Raw genomic sequence first — 18898 nt, forward strand, 5'->3', positions numbered from 1 at the left:
TACTGCAGGGGGGACCCTGTGGGAGAGTAGGACGCCGCCGAACAATCATTCACGAAGAACCCCCGCCGGGATATCCGGCGGGGGTTCTTTGCGTTGGGGGCGGAGCGCCGTACGACCGCGCCGGTCCTCCGGGGCAATTCCGGTGACACCGCGGTCGCCGTACCGGGAGACTGCTGACCGACGGACCTGTACGAGCAGCCGGCGGGCGAAGAGGGGCGAAGAGTGGCACTGGTGAAGAAGGGCTCCCGGCGCATCGTCGTCGACGGCGTCGAGTACCGCTGGCGGGTGAGCCGGAGGCACTGGTGCTGCGACTACGAGGGCAGCACCCTGGGCTACGTGGTGGAGGACGTGGCGCGTCCCGGTACGACGCTCGTGGTGGAGACCAGTCGGCCTTCCGCCTCGGTACCGGACACGGCGCGGGGGGAGGTCGTCCTGCCGGGTGAGGTCGCCGCGGGCATCCGGGCGGCGCGGTCGAACGGCTGGACGCCCGGCTCGAGCGGTTCGCCGTTCAAGCTGCACCTCTCCGCCGTCTGACCCCGGGTGTCCGCCCCCGGGGCACTGCCGGAGGCGGGCGCGGTCTCGCGGGCAGGCGGGCAGACGGGCGGTCAGAGCCGCCCGGCCGCCTTGAGGGCGAGGTAGGTGTCGGCGAGGGCCGGGGCGAGCTGGGCGGGAGGGGCGTCGAGGACGGTCACCCCGAGGCGGGTGAGGCGCTCGGCGGTGGCGCGGCGGTCGGCGCGGGTCTGTTCCGCGGCGGCGGCTCCGTAGACGGCCTCCAGGGTGCCGCGGCCCGCGGCGAGGACGTCCAGCCGGGGGTCGGCGACGGAGGCCAGGACGACCTCGTGGCGCTTGGTGAGCAACGGCAGCAGCGGGCGCAGGCCGTCCTCGACGGGGGCCGCGTCGAGGCCGGTGAGGAGGACGACGAGCGAGCGGTGGGGGGCCATCCGCAGGGCGGTGGAGACCAGCGCGCGCATGTCGGTGTCGTGGAGGTCCGGTTCCAGGGCGGCCATCGTGTTGGTGAACGCCTGGAGGACCTCGCTGGGCGGGGCGCCGGCCACCGCGGCGCGCTTGCGGGCGTCGTGGGCGAGCAGGTCGACCCGGTCGCCGGCGCGGGTGGCGAGGGCGGTGAGGAGCAGGGCGGCGTCGAGCGCGGCGTCCAGGCGGGGGGCGTCGCCGACGCGGCCGGCGGAGGTGCGGCCGGTGTCGAGGACGACGAGGATGTGCCGGTCGCGTTCGGGGCGCCAGGTGCGGACGGCGACGGTGTTGCGCCGGGCACTGGCCCGCCAGTCGATGGAGCGGACGTCGTCGCCGGGCAGGTACTCGCGCAGGGAGTCGAACTCGGTGCCCTGGCCGCGGGTCAGGACGGAGGTGCGGCCGTCGAGTTCGCGCAGTCTGGCGAGCCGGGAGGGCAGGTGCTTGCGGCTGGCGAACGGGGGCAGGGCGCGGACCGTCCAGGGCAGGTCGTGCGAGCCCTGACGCCCCGCCAGGCCGAGCGGGCCGAGGGAACGGACCGTCATCCGGTGCGCGTGGTGGTCGCCGCGGCGGGTCGGGGCGAGGACGGTGACGGTCCGGCGCCGTTCGCCGCCGGGGACGAGCAGGGTGTGCCGGGACGCCGCCACGGCGGTGCCGGGCTGCCAGGCGGAGGGGCCCCAGGCGTCGCGGATCCGGGCCCTGAGGGGGCGTCCGGACGGGTTGGTGACGGTCAGTTCGACGCGGGCGGACTCGCCGAGCCGGACGGTGGTGTCGCCGCCCCGGCCGAGCCGGAGGCTGCGGACGGGGGCGGCGAGCACCAGGTCGACGAGGGCGGCGAGCAGGACCGTGCCGCTGGCCAGGCCGATCCCGGCCCAGGAGGGCAGCACCAGGCCCACGAGGACCGCGCCGAGGGCGGCGAGCAGGGCGGTTCGCCCGGTGAGGGCCATGCGGTGCGCTCCTTCCGGAACGGGCGGTTCAGCGGGGGGCGGGCGTCTGGGCGAGGACGGCCTGGATGACGGAGTCGGCGGTGACGCCCTCCATCTCGGCCTCGGCGCGCAGTGCGACGCGGTGGCGCAGGGTGGGCAGGGCGAGTGCCTTGACGTCGTCCGGGGTGACGTAGTCGCGTCCGGCGAGCCAGGCCCAGGCGCGCGAGGCGCGGAGCAGGGCGGTGGCGCCGCGCGGCGAGACGCCCATGGACAGCGAGGGCGACTGCCGGGTGGCCCGGCAGAGGTCGACGATGTAGGCGAGGACCTCGGGGGAGACGGTCAGTTCGGCGATCTGCCGGCGGGCGGCGGCCAGGTGCTCGGGCCCGGCGACGGGGCGGACGCCGGCCGCGGCGAGGTCGCGGGGGTCGAATCCGGCGGCGTGCCGGGAGAGCACCTGGAACTCCTGGTCGCGGTCGGGCAGCGGCAGGACCAGCTTGAGCAGGAAACGGTCGAGCTGGGCCTCGGGCAGGGGGTAGGTGCCCTCGTACTCGACCGGGTTCTGGGTGGCGGCGACCAGGAACGGGACGGGCAGCGCGCGGGGCTCGCCGTCGACGGTGACCTGGTGCTCCTCCATGGCCTCCAGCAGGGCGGCCTGGGTCTTGGGCGGGGTGCGGTTGATCTCGTCGGCGAGCAGCAGGTTGGTGAAGACCGGGCCGGGCTGGAAGGAGAACTCGGCGGTGCGGGCGTCGTAGACGAGGGAGCCGGTGACGTCGCCGGGCATCAGGTCGGGGGTGAACTGGATGCGCTTGGTGTCCAGGCTGAGCGCGGTGGACAGGGCGCGCACCAGCAGGGTCTTGGCGACGCCCGGGACGCCCTCCAGCAGCACGTGGCCGCCGCACAGCAGGGCGACGACCAGACCGGTGACGGCGGCGTCCTGGCCGACCACGGCCTTGCCGATCTCGGCGCGCAGGGCGGTCAGCGCCTGGCGGGGGTCGGTGGCGGTGCCGGGGGTGCCCGGGGTGGCAGCCGCCGCGCCGGGGGTGCTGGTGGGGGTGGCGGTGGCCTGTTCGGTCACGGGTTCCGTACCTGCCTTTCGAGGGCGTCGAGGTCGTCGGCGAGCCGCAGCAGTGCGGCGTCGTCGGTCGGGGGCGGGCCGTAGAGGAGGGCCCGGACGTCCCCGGCGGGTCGTTCGGGGAGGCGGTCGGCCACCGCGGCGCAGAGCGCCTCGGGGTCGGGTGCGCCGGCCCGGGGCGGGACGCCGAGGGCCGGGGCGATGCGGTGGGCGGCGGCCCGGCGCAGGGCCTCGGCGGCGCGGCCGTGGGCCCTGGCCCGGCGGTAGAGCCGGGCGCGGCCCTCAGTGGTCTCGGCGGCGCGGACCACCACGGGCAGGTTCTCGCTGATCACCGGGCCGAGGCGGCGGCCGCGCCAGAGGGCGGCCAGGACGGCGGCCACGGCGAGCTGGTAGCCGGCCCAGCGCCAGCCGTCCGGGATGTAGTCGCCGAAGGTCCGGTTCCGGGTGCCTTCGGCGAGCGGCGCGGTGTAGTCGGGCAGGTGCCAGGTCAGGTGGGGCCGGGAGCCGAGCAGCCCGAGGGCGAGGGCGGCGTTGCCGTCCTCGGCGAGCTCGCCGTTCTGCAGGAAGTCGCCGGTGCCGAGCACGATGACCTCGCCGCCCGGGGCGGGGGCGCTGACCAGCGGGTAGCCGTGGCCGCGCGGGTAGCAGCCCTGACCGCGGCTGCCACTGGTGTAGAGCATGCCGCCGATCCCGGCGCTGCCGGCCCGGACGGCCTCGGTGAGCGGGCACCGGGCGGGAGTGCTGCGGACGGTGGCGTAGGGCGGGCCGCCGTCCTCCTCGGAGGGGCGGATGCCGGGGGCCAGGGCGCTGAGGGCGGCCGGTCCGGGGGCGACGAGCACCAGCCGCTCGTGCCGGGCGCCGGCGACGGCCCGCAGTTCGGCCGGGGTGAGCAGGTCGGGCTCGGGCAGGACGAGGGTGTCGGGCCCGGTGGGGCGCAGGGTCGGGTCGGTGCTGATCGTGGTCCGCAGGCCCTGCTGCTCGAGCAGGGCGAGGACGGCGCGGGTGCCGTCGCTGTCGTAGGAGCGCGGGTCGAGCGGCGGGTAGCGGCGGTCCTGGCCGAGCGCGGCCACCGCGGTGGCGCCGATCAGCAGGACGGCGAGGGCGGCCAGGTACCAGCGGGCCCGGCGCCACAGGCCCCGCCCGGTGGGGGCGAGGCTGCTCGGGGCCGTCCCGCCGGGGGCGGGGCGGGCGGTCCCGGCCTCGGCGGGAGGCGCGGGGGCGGTGCTGGTCATTCCGCTCCTTCCGGGGCCGTGTCGAGGTCCGGCCGGGCGCGTTCCAGGGCCCGGTCGAGGTCGCTCAGCAGCTGGTAGGCGGCCTGGTCGGCGGTGCGCTCGCCGTAGGCGATGTCGTCGAAGGTGCGGGCGGCGCCGGCCAGCGCGGCGGCGTGCCGGGGCAGTGCCCGGCCGGCCTCGGCGGCGGCCTCGTCGGCGGTGCGGCCGGGGCGGGCGTCGAGCAGAGTGCGCTCCTCCAGGCCCCGGACGAGGGCGCGCATCCGGGCGCGGACGGCCTCGGCCCACTGCCCGGCGGCGGCGTGCCGTTCGGCGTCGGCCCGGTACTGGGCGGCGCGGCGCGGGCCCTCGTCGCCGTAGACGTCCAGGACGGTGCGGGCCGCGCGGCGGGGTGCGCCCAGGCGCCACCAGAGTGCGGCGCCGATCAGGACGGCGACGACCAGGAAGAGCACCAGGCCGGTGGTGCCGCTGGTGCCGGTGCCGGAGATGCCGTCCAGCGCTCCGGTGATGTGGTCGTTGAGCCAGCTCATGACCCGTTCCAGGACGCTCGGGTCGTGCTTGTGGTACTCCGCGTCGAGCAGTTCGTCGCGGGCGGCGTCGCGCGCCGGGTCCCGCGGCACGGTGACCGGGGCGCCGCCCGCGACGAGGAGCCCGTCCCCCCAGGTAGGCATCCGCGTCAGCGCCTCGCCGGGCCGGGGCCGGCCCGGTCGCCCCGGCCGGCGCCGTCGGGCTCGGCGAGGCCGGCGGCGCGGGCCAGTTCGATGTCGAGGGCCTCGCGGCGGATCCGCTGGTCGACGTAGATCAGCACGTTCAGGGCGGCCAGGAAGGGGATGGTGAGGGTGGCCGCGATGATGCCAGCGACGGCGGTGGTGACCAGCATGGCGGCCGGCTGGTGGGCGATGCTGTTGAGGTCGACCTGGCGGTCGACGTCGTCGAAGCCGAGGACGAGCCCGAGGAAGCGGAACGGGACGGCGATGACCATCGCCACGATGAAGGACAGCACCTCGCCGAGCAGCGTGACGCCGAAGATCCGCCACCAGGAGCCGCGGACCAGGCGCCGGGAGCGGGACAGCGCGGTGACCACGCCCTGCTTCTCCAGCATCAGGGCGGGGGCGGCCAGGCTGAACCGGATCCACAGCCAGGCGGCGACCGGGAGGGTCAGGAAGCCGACGAGGAACAGCAGTGCCTCGGTGGCTGGCTCGCCGGAGCCGCCGGATCGGTAGAAGTACCAGGGGCTGAACCCGAGCAGCACCACGCCGCCGGACATCAGGCCGGTGAGCACGGTCAGTCCGAGCAGCTGCAGCACCCGGGGACGGGCGTCGCGCCATGCGTCCCCGGCGGTCGCGGACCGGCCGAGGACGGCGCGGCTGACGACCACGGTGAGCAGGGAGACGGCGACCACGCTGCCCAGCACCCGCAGCGGCAGGGTGGCCAGCAGGATCACCACCTGGGTGGCCGGTCCGGTCCTGCCCGTGACCAGCTGGCCGGCGGCGACGACCCCGGCCTGCTGGATCACGGCGATGCCGAGCGCGAGCGGGAGCGCCGTCCGCCAGTGCCTGCGGATGGTGGCGACGGAGCCGTCGAGGAGTTCGCCGACGCCGAGCGGGCGCAGCGGGATGACGCCGGGCTTGGGGCTCTGCGGGGCTCCCCAGCCGTACGGGTGGGGGCCGCCGCCTCCGGCGGGCCCGCCGCCGGTCAGGGCGGGCGGGGCGTTCCACCGGGGTGCGGGGTGGCCCTGCGGGGGTGCCGACGGCCCGGGCACGGCGGCGGGCGCGTCGGCCGGCGGCCGGGCGTCGCCGCGGGGCGGCTCGGACGAGCCGGGCGAGGCCCAGCCCGGAGTGTCGGTCATCACTGCTCCTCGGAGGGCGTCACGGGCGCGGTTCCGGGCGGATCTTTCGCCCGCGCGCAGCGCCCATCGTGCCATGGGGCCAGGACGGGCCCCAGGGGCAGCCGCTCGATGATCGGCAAGCCGGGCCCCGTGGTGGGCGGGTGGTGGGCCGCGGAGGGTGCGGAGGTACTCCGGTGCGGGCCATTCGTCCGGTATGGCCGGAAATGGACGCCCGGCGAGTTGGCCGTTGTGGAGCATTGGCACTGCTGTGCGGCAGGTCACAATCCGGTAATGAGAGGATGGACGCATGAAGGGACGCGTCCTCGTCGTTGATGACGACTCCGCACTGGCCGAGATGCTCGGCATCGTGCTGCGTGGTGAGGGTTTTGAGCCGTTTTTCGTCGCGGATGGGGACAAGGCGCTAGCCGCGTTCCGGGAGACCAAGCCCGACCTGGTCCTGCTGGACCTCATGCTGCCCGGCCGGGACGGCATCGACGTCTGCCGGCAGATCCGGGCGGAGTCCGGGATCCCGATCGTCATGCTGACCGCGAAGACCGACACGGTCGACGTCGTGGTGGGCCTGGAGTCGGGTGCCGACGACTACGTCACCAAGCCGTTCAAGCCCAAGGAGCTGGTGGCCCGGGTGCGCGCCCGGTTGCGCCGCGCCGAGGAGCCCACCCCCGAGCAGCTGACCATCGGCGACCTCGTGATCGACGTGGCCGGCCACTCGGTCAAGCGGGACGGCCGGGGCATCCCGCTGACCCCGCTGGAGTTCGACCTGCTGGTCGCGCTCGCCCGCAAGCCCTGGCAGGTGTTCACCCGCGAGGTGCTGCTGGAGCAGGTCTGGGGCTACCGCCACGCGGCGGACACCCGCCTGGTCAACGTCCACGTGCAGCGCCTGCGGTCGAAGATCGAGAAGGACCCGGAGCGCCCCGAGATCGTGGTGACCGTCCGCGGCGTCGGCTACAAGGCCGGACCCAGCTGACGTGACGCACCAGGCTGACGAAGCCCCGTCGGGTACCGCGACCGACGGGGCCGACTCCGTTCGCGGGTCCGTGCTGAGCTCGACCACCCGCAAGCGCCGCCGCGCGGCCGCGTACGCGTTGCTGACCCGGCAGCTGCGCCGCCCCACGCGCCGGGTGACCGCCCTCTACCGGCGGTCGATCCAGCTGCGCGTGGTCGCGGTCTCCCTGCTGGCCTCCATCGCGGTCGTCCTGGTGCTCGGCGTGGTCGTGGTGGCGCAGGTGCGCACCGGGCTGCTCGACACCAAGATGGCGGCCGCCCGCGAGCAGGCCAGGATCGGCTTCCAGGCCGAGCAGAAGAAGATCGACGAGGCGAAGGACCAGCGGGTGCGGGTCGGTGCCACCGCCGACCCCACCACCGAGGAGACCGGCACCTGGCTGCTGCGCCAGGTCAACGACCTGGCCGCGAGCGGGCAGACCGTCTACTCGGTGATCGCGATGGCCCCCGGCACCGACGCGATCGTCCCGGAGACCGGCTTCGCGCCCCGCTACTCGGGCGACATCCTGCCCAGCAGCGTCCCGGACACCCTGCGCGACAAGGTGTACACCGAGGCCGGCCAGATGTACGACCAGCCGACCCGGATCCAGCGGGCCGACGACCGGACCGAGCCCGGGCTGGCCCTCGGCATGCAGTTCAGCGGCCCGGCCGGCAACAGCTACCAGATGTTCTACGTGTTCTCCTTCGGCCAGGAGACGGACACCCTGAACCTGATCACCGGCACCCTGGCGACCGCCGGCGTGTTCGTGGTGATCCTCATGGGCGGCATCGCCTGGGTCGTGGTGCGCCAGGTGGTCACCCCGGTGCGGATGGCCGCCGGCATCTCCGAGCGGCTCGCCGACGGGCACCTCGAGGAGCGGATGAAGGTCACCGGTACGGACGACATCGCCCGCCTCGGGGAGTCGTTCAACCGGATGGCCAACGCCCTGCAGGCGCAGATCCGCCAGCTGGAGGAGCTGTCCAGGGTGCAGCGGCGCTTCGTCTCCGACGTCTCGCACGAGCTGCGAACCCCGCTGACCACCGTCCGGATGGCCGCCGACCTCATCTACGACAGCCGCGAGGACCTGGACCCGATGGCGGCCCGCTCGGCGGAGCTGCTGCAGGGCCAGCTGGACCGCTTCGAGTCGCTGCTGGCCGACCTGCTGGAGATCAGCCGGTTCGACGCCGGCGCCGCGATCCTGGACGCCGAACCGGTCGACCTGCGCGAGATCGTCGGCCGGGTGGTCGAGGCCGCCGAACCGCTCGCCGAGGCGAAGGGCAGCGCCGTGGTGATCCGCGGCGACGGCGAGCCCGTGCTCGCGGAGGTCGACTCCCGCCGGATCGAGCGCATCCTGCGCAACCTGGTGGTCAACGCGCTGGAGCACGGCGAGGGCCGCGACGTGGTGGTCCGGCTGGGCTCGGCCGACGGCGCGGTCGCGGTCGGCGTGCGCGACTACGGCATCGGCCTCAAGCCCGGCGAGGCGTCCCGGGTGTTCCACCGCTTCTGGCGGGCCGACCCGTCCCGGGTGCGGACCACCGGCGGCACCGGCCTCGGCCTGTCCATCGCGGTCGAGGACGCGCACCTGCACGGCGGCTGGCTGCAGGCCTGGGGCGAGCCCGGCGGCGGCTCGCACTTCCGGCTCACCCTGCCCCGCACCCGCGGCGGCGAGATCAGCCGGGCGCCGTTCCGGCTGGAGCCGGAGGACTCCCGCAACAACCGCGGACTGGGCGCCTACGGCACGCCGTACCGGCGGGCGATCAGCCCGTCCGGTGCGACCGCGCTGACCGTCGCCGAGGAGCAGGCGGAGACGCCGGAGGGGCCGGTCAACGGCTTCGGCAGCGGGCTCGGCGGGGTGCTGAACATCGGCCCCGGCCTGGGCCAGAGCCGGCTGCCCGTGGGCCCGCGCGCGGACCCCTCGGACGTGCGGACGGCGGGGGCCGGGTACGGTGCCACCGGCGCCCAGGTGATGGTGGACCCGACGCCGGGACGGCCGTCGGTGGCACAGCGGACGGCGGAGCCGGACGTGACGGGCGGGACGGACCTGGAGGGGTCGCAGCGTGCGAAGGACGAGCAGCGGGACTGAGCCGCGCTTCACGGCGGTGGCCGGCATGGTGCTCGGCGCCCTGCTGGCGAGCGGCTGCGCGGCGATGCCGGACTCCGGCGGCATCTCCAAGGTGGAGCTGTCCCAGGGGGCGGCGGACCGTAACCTGCAGGCCAGGGTCTACCCGGTGGCGCCCGCCAAGGGCGCCAAACCGCGCGCCCTGCTGACCGGCTTCCTGGACGCGGTGACGGCCGACGAGGGCTACGAGACCGCGCGCAAGTACCTCACCGAGGAGGCCGCGGCGACCTGGAACCCGGACGCCGGGATCCAGGTGCTCGCCGCCGCCACCCCGAACCTGCCGTCCGGGCAGGACGTCACCGACACGGACACCATGGTCTCCGCCTCGGTGACGGGCCAGGTGATCGCCAGGATCGACGAGAAGCAGTCCTACGTCCTGGTGGACGGTCAGCGCGACATCTCGTCCGACTTCACCTTCGTCCGGCAGAAGGACGGCGAGTGGCGGATCGACAAGCTGCCGGCCGGCGTGATCATGAACGAGACCAACTTCCGGAACAGCTACCGCCAGGTCGACCGGTTCTTCTACACCTCCCCGGACCCGTCCGCGGTGTCCACCGGCAAGGCCGACCAGGAGGTGCTGATCGCCGACCCGATCTACCTGCGGCGCCGAATAGACCCGCTGACCATGGCCGCGAAGGCCCTGGTCGCCGGGCCCTCGAATTGGCTCGCGCCGGTCGCCCGGACCGCCTTCCCGAGCGGCGCCCGCGTCGACCGGGTGACCGTCGACGACAGCCGGGTCGCCCACGTCCAGCTCGGCGGGGCCGACACCACCGACGGGGTGTCCTGCCGCCGGATGGCGACCCAGCTCTTCTACACCCTGGCCGACCAGGGCAAGGGGCAGGTCGAGCGGCTGGAGCTGAAGGGGCAGCGCGGCAGCTGCGCCGTCTCGCGCAGCGATGTGCAGGCCACCGGGCCCGGCGCCCTGGCCGGGCCGCCGCCCGCGCAGCAGTACTACCAGCGCGCCGACAACGGCGTCCTGATGGTCACCGAGGAACAGCGCAACGGGGACCCGGTGCGCGGCGTCCTCGGCAAGCCGCAGCCGGCCGGCAAGCCCGCGCTCGGCACCGTCGCGGTCAACCGGGACGGCTCCTGGGCCGCCGCGATCAGCGGCGACGGCCACCAGCTCTACTCGGTGCCGCTCTCCGACAACGCGGTGGCGCTGCCCGAACCGGTGCTCGCCACGCCGGTGCGGACCGCCGACAAGGAGGACGGGCTGGCCTCGCCCAGCTGGGACGGCCGCGGCGACCTCTGGGTGGTGGACCGCAACCCGCAGGCCCCGCGGGTGGTGATGGTCCGCGGCAACAAGGCCTACCCCGTGCCGGTCGAGAAGCTGGACGGGCAGACCGTGCAGGCGATGAAGATCTCCTCGGACGGCGCCCGGGTGGCACTGGTGGTCAAGACCGCCGGTGTGCCCAGCCGTTCGCTGATGTTCGGCCTGGTGGTGCACGGCGGGACCCCGGAGGCGCCCACCGCGAAGATCGTCGGGCTGCGCCGCGCCGCGCCCTCGCTCACCGACGTCGTCTCGGTCTCCTGGGCGGAGGCGGACCAGCTGCTCGTGCTCGGCAAGGAGGCCGACCGGATCCAGCAGCTGCACTACATCAGCACCGACGGCTCGCAGAGCACCGACGGCCCGCTCCCGGGCGCCGACAGCATGCTCACCGTCTCGGCCTCCGAGTCCCGCTGGAGCGCGCTGGCGCAGGCGCCGCCGGTGCTCGCGGTGGCGGTGGGGAAGATCTACCGTCTGATCGGCAATCAGTGGCGGGAGGTCCCGCTCACCGACAAGGCGGGGTCCTTCTTCTATCCGGGCTGACCCGGGCTCACCCGGGTCGATCCCCTCGGCCGCCTCGATCCGCTCCGCCCGGCCCCCGTGGCCGGGCGGCGGCGGTTCCGGGGCCGCTCAGCCGGGCCGGCGCGGGCCGGCCGTTCCCGTTGCTCCCGTCGCTCCCGCCGCGGCGACCGCGGCGCCCGCCCGGGCCGGCAGCCCGGCGTCGGCCAGCGCCCGGGCCGCCTCGGCCAGGCTGGCACCGGTGGTCACCAGGTCGTCCACCAGGACGGGTTGACGGCCAGCCAGGGCCCGGCCGGCGCGCGGCAGCACCGTCAGCGCACCGTGCAGGTTGCGGCGGCGCTCGGCCGCGCCCAGCCCCGCCTGGTCGGCGACCGGGCGGGCGTGCCGCAGCAGCGGCTCGGCCCGGACGTCCAGGCCGGCCCGGCGCAGCGAGCGGGCGGCGGCCCCGGCCAGCCGCAGCGTCGGGTCGTGGCCGCGGGCGCGGACGGCGGCCCGGGTCGAGGGCATCGGGACCAGCAGCAGCGGCGCGGCGTCGGCCCGCGGACCCAGCGAGGAGCGGACGGCCCGGCCGAGCGCCTCGCCGAGCGGCCCGGCCAGCCGCAGCGCGCCGCGCTCCTTGTGCGCGAGCAGCAGCTGTCGGACCGGGTCGGCGTACGGGGCGGCGGCGTGCACCCAGGGCAGCGGGGTGGGGCCGGGGCGGGCGGTGGCCAGCGCGAGCCGGCAGACCGGGCAGAGCTGGCTCCGTTCGGCGCCGCAGCCCGCGCAGCGGGCCGGCAGCAGGACGTCCAGCAGCCCGGCCAGTGCGTGGCCGAACGGCCCTTGGGCGGGGCGCGGACGGGTGGGTGCGGGAGTGGTCGGCACGGCTGCTCCTGGCGGCGGCAGGCACGAAGAGTGAGCAAAGGATGCGCCGTACGGGGGGTGTTGTCCAGGTATTCACCCATGCTTCACTCGCAGGAGGGTAGAGAGGGTGGAACAGCTTGACCGCCCTGCCCGCAGTACGGGGTGATACCCGTGTCCTCACCTGGGGAGGCGAAAACCCCGTGTGAGGTGTTCGATAAGCCCACAGGGGGTTTCAACCGTCCCTGGTGGGGAGGAAGTGAGGTGAGGGCCAGTCGTTTCCGTCGCTGGCGGCGGGGGCGGGGGGCCGGCAGTGGATGGGCTGGTCCAGCTGGGTCTCAGCCCGATCCGGTAGCACCCGGATCGGCGTCAGCACGAGGGATCGGAGTTCTGCGTGGACATCGTCGTCAAGGGCCGCAAGACCGAGGTGCCCAAGAGGTTCCGCGAGCACGTGGCCGAGAAGCTGGAGAAGGTCCAGAAGTTCGACGGCAAGGTGATCAGCCTCGACGTCGAGGTGTCCAAGGAGCACAACCCGCGGCAGGCCGACCGGTCCGAGCGGGTGGAGATCACTCTCCGTACCCGTGGGCCGGTGATCCGGGCCGAAGCCGCCGCCGGGGACCCGTACGCGGCGCTCGACCTGGCCTCGGCGAAGCTCGACGCACAGCTGCGCAAGTCGGCTGACCGGCGTCGGGTGCACAAGGGCGGCAACGGCCGCACCCCCATCAGCGTCGCCGAGGCGACCGCGCCGCTGGCCGCGCTGCCGCTGACGGCCACGCCGGAGAGCGAGACCAACGGCGCCGTCCGCAAGACCATGATGGGATCCCTGGAGGTCGAGGGCGAAGGCCCGCTGGTGGTCCGGGAGAAGACCCACCCGGCCGCCCCCATGGCGCTGGACCAGGCGCTCTACGAGATGGAGCTGGTCGGCCACGACTTCTACCTCTTCGTGGAGAAGGACAGCGGCCTGCCGAGCGTCGTCTACCGCCGCCACGGCTACCACTACGGTGTCATCCACCTGCAGACCGACTCGTCGGCCGGCTCGGGTAGTGGAGCGGGCGGGGCGATCGGGGCGAACGGCGACGAGGACTGACCGTCCGAGCAGTGATGGAGAGGTGACCCCGGTGGCTCCGGCCGCCGGGGTCACCGGCGTTCCGGGCCAGGTCGGCTCGAACCGCGCTCGAGGAGCGGCCCGGGGGGTCACCCGATGCGGAGCGATCGGCGCCGGAGGGTGACCGCGGCGGCTGCGGGGCGTGGAATGATTGGCGCACGACGACCCGCGAAGGGGGAGGAGCGGATGGGGGATCACTTCGGGCTGGGGCCCGCCAGGGGGCCTGCCGCCGGACTGTCACCGGGGCCGGAGGAGGAACCCGCGTACGCGCCGCACCGGGGTGAGCCGATCCGCGTGCTGGTGGTGGACGACCACGCGCTGTTCCGGCGGGGGCTGGAGATCGTGCTCGCGGAGGAGCCGGACATCAAGGTCGTCGGCGAGGCGGGGGACGGCGCCGAGGCCGTGCTGAAGGCCGCCGACCTGCTGCCCGACATCATCCTGATGGACGTGCGGATGCCGCGGCGCAGCGGGATCGAGGCCTGCACCGCGATCAAGGACGTGGCGCCCAGCACCAAGATCATCATGCTGACGATAAGCGACGAGGAGGCCGACCTCTACGAGGCGATCAAGGCCGGAGCCACCGGCTACCTGCTGAAGGAGATCTCCACCGACGAGGTCGCCACCGCGATCCGGGCGGTCGCCGACGGGCAGTCCCAGATCAGCCCCTCGATGGCCTCCAAGCTGCTCACCGAGTTCAAGTCGATGATCCAGCGCCGCTCCGACGACCGGGACCTGGTGCCCGCACCCCGGCTCACCGACCGGGAGTTGGAGGTGCTGAAGCTGGTGGCGACCGGGATGAACAACCGGGAGATCGCCAAGGAGCTGTTCATCAGCGAGAACACCGTGAAGAACCACGTGCGCAACATCCTGGAGAAGCTCCAACTGCACTCCAGGATGGAGGCCGTGGTGTACGCGATGCGCGAGAAGATCCTCGAAATAGGGTGACCGGGGCGGCGCCCGGGCCTCAGGCCGCCAGGAGCTTCTCCAGGGCCGGGCGCAGCCGCTCGTCGTGCAGGGCCTCGACCCGGACGGCGTCGCAGCCCACCCAGGCCGCCGCCTCGCGCAGGGCGGTGGCCAGGGCGTCCAGGTGCCGGGCGGAGTCCAGCGAGAGCTGACGGGCCACCAGGGTCCGGCCCTCGCGGGCCGGGTCCACCCGGCCGACCAGCCGGCCCCCGGCCAGCAGCGGCATGGCGAAGTAGCCGTGCACCCGCTTGTGCTTGGGGGTGTAGGCCTCCAGCCGGTGCGTCATGCCGAAGATCCGCTCGGTGCGCGCGCGGTCCCACACCAGCGAGTCGAACGGTGAGAGCAGCGTGGTGCGGTGGCGGCCGCGCGGGGCGCCGGCCAGTGCGGCCGGATCGGCCCAGGCCGCCGCCGGCGCACCCCCGGGGCCCCAGCCGGCCACCTCGACCGGGACCAGCCCGCAGTCGCCGAGCACGCCGTCCAACTCCTCGGCGCGCAGCCGGTGGTAGTCCAGCAGATCGGCCCGGGTGGCCACGCCGAGCGCGGCACCGGCCTGGGCGACCAGGGTCCGCACACACTCCGCGTCGTCGGGCTCCTGGCCGAACAGCGCTTCGGGGACGGCCTGTTCGGCCAGCGCGTAGACGCGCTTCCAGCTCCGGCGCTCGGTGCAGACCACGTCGCCGAAGGCCAGGGCGCGCTCGACCGCGATCTTGGTGTCGGACCAGTCCCACCACTCGGCCGTCCGCTTGGCGCCGCCCAGCTCGGTGGAGGTCAACGGCCCCTCGGCGCGCAGCTTGTCGAGCACGTGCCGGTACGTCTCGGGGGTGACCTGGTGGCCCCAGAGGTGGCCGCGCTCGCGGTAGCGGCGGCGCCGGAAGGCGAACAGCGGCCACTCCTCGACCGGCAGGACGCAGGCGGCGTGCGACCAGTACTCGAAACTCGTGCCGGCACCCCAGTAGGCCGCCTCGACGGCCGGGCGGCCGACCGCGCCGAGCCGGGCGTACGGCACCAGCTCGTGCGAGCGGGCCAGCACCGAGATGGTGTCCAGCTGGACGGCGCCCAGGTGCCGGAGCACGCCGCGCACCCCGCTCCGGCGGTCCGGTGCGCCGAGCAGGCCCTGGGCCCGCAGGGCGATCCGGCGGGCGTCGTCGGCGCTGAGGACGGTGACGGGCGGGCCGGCGGGGGCGCCGGCGGCAGGCAGGGCGGTCATGTCCGCGAGGGTAGTCGCGGGCACCGACAACCGGGCGCCGACCGGGGGCGGGGTGCGGGGTCCGGGTGCGGCCCGGGGCCCGGGTGGGCGGCGGGCGCCGGGTGCGGCGGTACCGGGCTCAGACCCGACGGTCGGCCGGCCCCGCGGCGTCGAGGAGGCCCGGGACGTCCGGGAGGTCGGAGGCGAGCAGCGAGGCGACCCAGGCGTCGCGGAAGGTGCCGCGCTGCTCGGCGTACGAGCGCAGGGTGCCCTCGAAGCGGTAGCCGACCCGCTCGGCGACCGCGCGGGACGCCTCGTTGCCGACGTAGGCCTGCCACTCGAGGCGGCGCAGGCCGAGCTCGAGCAGCCCGTGCCGGGCGACGGCGCGGGCGGCCTCGACGGTGTAGCCGCGCCCGCGGAACTCCTTCACCGCCCACCAGCCGACCTCGGCGGAGCCCCGGTCGCCGGGGCGCAGGACCAGCCCCTGGGTGCCGACCAGGGCGCCGGACGCGCGCTCGAACACGCACCAGATCAGGTTCCCGCCGGTGCGCCGGCCCTCGGCGGCGAGGTCGTGGACGAAGTACTCCGCGTCCTCCCGGCGGTACGGGCTGGGCACCACCGTCCAGCGCTGGATCTCCTCGTCCTGGCAGGCGGCGTGGACCGCGTCCACGTCCGAGGCCTGCGGGGGCCGCAGCAGGAGGCGGTCGGTGGTGAGGGAGGCGGGGTCGCCGCCGGGGCCTTCGACGTCTTCTTCCATGCCGGGATTATTCCGACGGAAGGGGAATTCGGTCATCCGAATATGCGGCCAACTCCCGGGTGGGCTGACCGGTTTGCCCCGGTGGGCGGTGCTATCGGTCCAACTGCTCGGGCGGGTGACACGGGAATAGCGTGCTGACGCACCTCCCGGGGCATTGGACTCCTCGCATACGATGGCCCGTGCGGTGGGGTGGACCCGCCGTGCAGTCGTCCAGTGCCAATACAGGCAAGGAGCCCGCTCAAGTGTCCGTCTTCGACAAGATCCTGCGCGCCGGCGAAGGCAAGATCCTTCGCAAGCTGCAGCGGATTGCTGCCCAGGTCAACTCCATCGAAGAGGACTTCGTCAACCTCACCGACGCCGAGCTCCGCGCGCTGACCGACGAGTACAAGCAGCGGCTCGCCGACGGCGAGACCCTGGACGACATCCTCCCCGAGGCCTTCGCCACCGTCCGCGAGGCGGCCAAGCGCGTCCTGGGCCAGCGGCACTACGACGTCCAGCTGATGGGCGGCGCCGCCCTGCACCACGGCTACGTCGCCGAGATGCGCACCGGCGAGGGCAAGACCCTCGTCGGCACCCTGCCCGCGTACCTGAACGCGCTCACGGGCAAGGGCGTCCACCTGATCACCGTCAACGACTACCTCGCCGAGCGCGACTCGGAGTGGATGGGCCGGGTGCACCGCTTCCTGGGCCTCGAAGTCGGCGTGATCCTGGCGAACATGACGCCCGCCGAGCGCAAGCAGCAGTACGCGATGGACATCACGTACGGCACCAACAACGAGTTCGGCTTCGACTACCTGCGCGACAACATGGCCTGGTCGAAGGACGAACTCGTCCAGCGCGGCCACAACTTCGCCGTCGTCGACGAGGTCGACTCGATCCTCATCGACGAGGCCCGCACCCCGCTGATCATCTCCGGCCCGGCGGACCAGGCGACCAAGTGGTACGCCGACTTCGCCAAGCTGGTGCTGCGCCTGAAGGTCGACCGCGACTACGAGGTCGACGAGAAGAAGCGCACCGTCGGCATCCTGGAGGAGGGCGTCAGCCGGGTCGAGGACTACCTGGGCATCGACAACCTCTACGAGTCGGTGAACACCCCGCTGGTCGGCTTCCTGAACAACGCCATCAAGGCGAAGGAGCTGTACAAGGCGGACAAGGACTACGTCGTGATGAACGGCGAAGTCATGATCGTCGACGAGCACACCGGCCGCATCCTGGCCGGCCGCCGCTACAACGAGGGCATGCACCAGGCGATCGAGGCCAAGGAGGGGGTGGAGGTCCAGAACGAGAACCAGACGCTGGCCACCATCACCCTGCAGAACTTCTTCCGCCTGTACGACAAGCTCGCGGGCATGACCGGTACCGGCACCACCGAGGCCGCCGAGTTCCACCAGATCTACAAGCTCGGCGTCGTCCCGATCCCGACCAACAAGAACCCGCTGCGCATCGACCAGCCCGACCTGATCTACAAGTCGGAGCCGGCCAAGTTCGCCGCCGTGGTCGAGGACATCGCCGAGAAGCACGAGAAGGGCCAGCCGGTGCTGGTCGGCACCGTGTCGGTCGAGAAGTCCGAGTACCTGTCGCAGGAGCTGCGCAAGCGCGGCATCCCGCACGAGGTGCTGAACGCCAAGCACCACGAGCGCGAGGCGCAGATCGTCGCGCAGGCCGGCCGCAAGGGCGCCGTCACCGTCGCCACCAACATGGCCGGCCGCGGTACCGACATCATGCTCGGCGGCAACGCCGACCACCTCGCCGCCGCCGAGCTGGCGCAGCGCGGGCTGACCCCGACGGACACCCCGGAGGAGTACGAGGCCGCCTTCCCGGCCGCGCTGGAGAAGGCCAAGGCCTCGGTCAAGGCCGAGCAGGACGAGGTCAAGGAGGCCGGTGGCCTCTACGTCCTCGGCACCGAGCGGCACGAGTCCCGCCGGATCGACAACCAGCTGCGCGGCCGCTCCGGCCGTCAGGGCGACCCGGGCGAGTCCCGCTTCTACCTGTCGCTGGGCGACGACCTGATGCGCCTGTTCAAGGCCGGCATGGTCGAGCGCGTGCTGTCGATGGCCAACGTCCCCGAGGACGTGCCGATCGAGTCGAAGATGGTCACCCGGGCGATCGCCTCCGCGCAGACCCAGGTCGAGCAGCAGAACTTCGAGATCCGCAAGAACGTCCTCAAGTACGACGAGGTGCTGAACCGCCAGCGCGAGGTCATCTACGGCGAGCGCCGCCGCGTGCTGGAGGGCGAGGACCTGCAGGAGCAGGTCGGCCACTTCATGGACGACACCGTCGCGGCCTACGTCAAGGCGGCCACCGGCGAGGGCTTCGAGGACGACTGGGACCTGGAGAAGCTCTGGTCCGCGCTCAAGCAGCTCTACCCCGTCACCCTGGACCTGGAGGAGCTGGAGGAGGAGGCCGGCGGCACCGCCGGGCTGACCCCGGAGTTCCTGACCAAGGCCATCCAGGAGGACATCCAGGCGCAGTACGGCGCCCGCGAGGACCAGCTCGGCGAGGAGATCATGCGCGAGCTGGAGCGCCGGGTCGTGCTGTCGGTGCTGGACCGCCGCTGGCGCGAGCACCTCTACGAGATGGACTACCTCCAGGAGGGCATCGGCCTGCGGGCCATGGCGCAGCGCGACCCGCTGATCGAGTACCAGCGCGAGGGCTTCGACATGTTCACCGCGATGATGGAGGGCATCAAGGAGGAGTCCGTCGGCTACCTGTTCAACCTGGAGGTCCAGGTCGAGCAGCAGGTCGAGGAGGTCCCGGTCGAGGACGCCGCGGTGATGCTCGACAAGCTGGAGAAGGACGCCGCCCGCCCGGAGATCAAGGCCAAGGGCCTGGAGGCCCCGAAGCCGCAGCGGCTGCACTACACGGCCCCCTCGGACGAGGTCGGCGGCGGGGTCATCGAGGGCGACTTCGAGGACCTGGCGCCGGAGGACGAGGGCGACGGGCTGACCCGCGCCGAGCGCCGCAAGGCCGCCAAGTCGGCCAAGGGCCGCCGCCGCAAGGCCTGATCGACCCGCAGGACGCCGCACAGGGCGCCGCTCCCGGACGGGGGCGGCGCCCTGCGCCGTCCGCCGCCGGGCCGCGCCGGTGTCCGCGCCGGGGCCCGTGTTCTCGCGCGCGGCCG

General features: G+C 73.9%; 15 protein-coding genes. 7 read left to right on the top strand and 8 right to left on the bottom strand.

Annotated elements, in window-relative coordinates; all coding sequences use genetic code 11:
- Window positions 1–222 precede the first annotated feature (222 nt).
- Entirely contained in the window at window positions 223–534 is a 312-nt protein-coding gene (locus tag AB0N04_RS27480) for a hypothetical protein (protein ID WP_360218128.1), read from the top strand.
- A gap of 71 nt (window positions 535–605) precedes the next feature.
- Here AB0N04_RS27480 and AB0N04_RS27485 read toward each other — a convergent pair whose 3' ends face one another.
- The 5 genes from AB0N04_RS27485 to AB0N04_RS27505 all read right to left on the bottom strand — a co-directional run bounded on the left by AB0N04_RS27485 (window position 606) and on the right by AB0N04_RS27505 (window position 6045).
- Window positions 606–1916, bottom strand: a complete 1311-nt coding sequence (locus AB0N04_RS27485; RefSeq protein WP_360218125.1) for a DUF58 domain-containing protein — start codon at window positions 1914–1916, stop codon at window positions 606–608.
- Between the two features lie 28 nt (window positions 1917–1944).
- Window positions 1945–2874, bottom strand: coding sequence for a MoxR family ATPase (locus AB0N04_RS27490; RefSeq protein WP_360218140.1), 930 nt, complete (start codon window positions 2872–2874; stop codon window positions 1945–1947).
- A gap of 92 nt (window positions 2875–2966) precedes the next feature.
- The gene (locus AB0N04_RS27495; RefSeq protein ID WP_360218122.1) at window positions 2967–4199 is read right to left on the bottom strand and encodes a DUF4350 domain-containing protein; all 1233 of its coding nucleotides are present in this window, start codon (window positions 4197–4199) and stop codon (window positions 2967–2969) included.
- A complete protein-coding gene (locus tag AB0N04_RS27500) occupies window positions 4196–4867 on the bottom strand; it encodes a DUF4129 domain-containing protein (protein ID WP_360218119.1) in 672 nt (223 codons plus the stop codon). Before AB0N04_RS27500 ends, AB0N04_RS27495 begins: the two co-directional genes overlap by 4 nt.
- 5 nt (window positions 4868–4872) lie before the next feature.
- Complete coding sequence (locus AB0N04_RS27505; RefSeq protein WP_360218116.1) at window positions 4873–6045, bottom strand: hypothetical protein; 1173 nt, start codon at window positions 6043–6045, stop codon at window positions 4873–4875.
- A 286-nt stretch (window positions 6046–6331) separates the two neighbouring features.
- Here AB0N04_RS27505 and mtrA point away from each other — a divergent pair, with 286 nt between their 5' ends.
- The 3 genes from mtrA (at window position 6332) to AB0N04_RS27520 (ending at window position 10953) form a co-directional block, all read left to right on the top strand.
- Window positions 6332–7009: an MtrAB system response regulator MtrA gene (mtrA, locus tag AB0N04_RS27510; protein WP_030061806.1), complete on the top strand. Its 678-nt coding sequence runs from the start codon at window positions 6332–6334 to the stop codon at window positions 7007–7009.
- Window positions 7010–7127: 118 nt separating this feature from the next.
- Window positions 7128–9107 carry an MtrAB system histidine kinase MtrB gene (gene mtrB, locus AB0N04_RS27515; RefSeq protein WP_360218137.1) on the top strand — a complete coding sequence of 660 codons (1980 nt, stop codon included), beginning with the start codon at window positions 7128–7130 and terminating at the stop codon, window positions 9105–9107.
- Window positions 9082–10953: an LpqB family beta-propeller domain-containing protein gene (locus AB0N04_RS27520; protein ID WP_360218113.1), complete on the top strand. Its 1872-nt coding sequence runs from the start codon at window positions 9082–9084 to the stop codon at window positions 10951–10953. Before mtrB ends, AB0N04_RS27520 begins: the two co-directional genes overlap by 26 nt.
- A gap of 87 nt (window positions 10954–11040) precedes the next feature.
- On the opposite strand, the gene AB0N04_RS27525 is transcribed toward AB0N04_RS27520, so the two are convergent.
- Window positions 11041–11709, bottom strand: a complete 669-nt coding sequence (locus AB0N04_RS27525; protein WP_360218134.1) for a phosphoribosyltransferase family protein — start codon at window positions 11707–11709, stop codon at window positions 11041–11043.
- 451 nt (window positions 11710–12160) lie between these two features.
- On the opposite strand from AB0N04_RS27525, the gene raiA reads away from it, so the two are divergent.
- Both raiA and AB0N04_RS27535 read left to right on the top strand, forming a co-directional pair.
- Window positions 12161–12853 (top strand): ribosome-associated translation inhibitor RaiA, encoded by a 693-nt coding sequence (gene raiA, locus AB0N04_RS27530; RefSeq protein WP_360218110.1) that lies wholly within the window; start codon window positions 12161–12163, stop codon window positions 12851–12853.
- Window positions 12854–13057: 204 nt separating this feature from the next.
- On the top strand, window positions 13058–13816 hold the full coding sequence (locus tag AB0N04_RS27535; RefSeq protein WP_360218107.1) for a response regulator transcription factor: 759 nt from the start codon (window positions 13058–13060) through the stop codon (window positions 13814–13816).
- 19 nt (window positions 13817–13835) lie between these two features.
- On the opposite strand, the gene AB0N04_RS27540 is transcribed toward AB0N04_RS27535, so the two are convergent.
- On the bottom strand, window positions 13836–15041 hold the full coding sequence (locus tag AB0N04_RS27540; RefSeq protein ID WP_360218104.1) for a crosslink repair DNA glycosylase YcaQ family protein: 1206 nt from the start codon (window positions 15039–15041) through the stop codon (window positions 13836–13838).
- Window positions 15042–15159: 118 nt separating this feature from the next.
- Window positions 15160–15777 (bottom strand): GNAT family N-acetyltransferase, encoded by a 618-nt coding sequence (locus AB0N04_RS27545; protein WP_360218101.1) that lies wholly within the window; start codon window positions 15775–15777, stop codon window positions 15160–15162.
- Between the two features lie 242 nt (window positions 15778–16019).
- Between AB0N04_RS27545 and secA the strand changes: the two genes are divergently transcribed.
- Entirely contained in the window at window positions 16020–18782 is a 2763-nt protein-coding gene (gene secA / locus AB0N04_RS27550; protein ID WP_360218098.1) for a preprotein translocase subunit SecA, read from the top strand.
- Window positions 18783–18898: the final 116 nt, after the last annotated feature.

This window comes from Kitasatospora sp. NPDC051702, from assembly GCF_040681575.1.
GTDB lineage: Bacteria > Actinomycetota > Actinomycetes > Streptomycetales > Streptomycetaceae > Kitasatospora.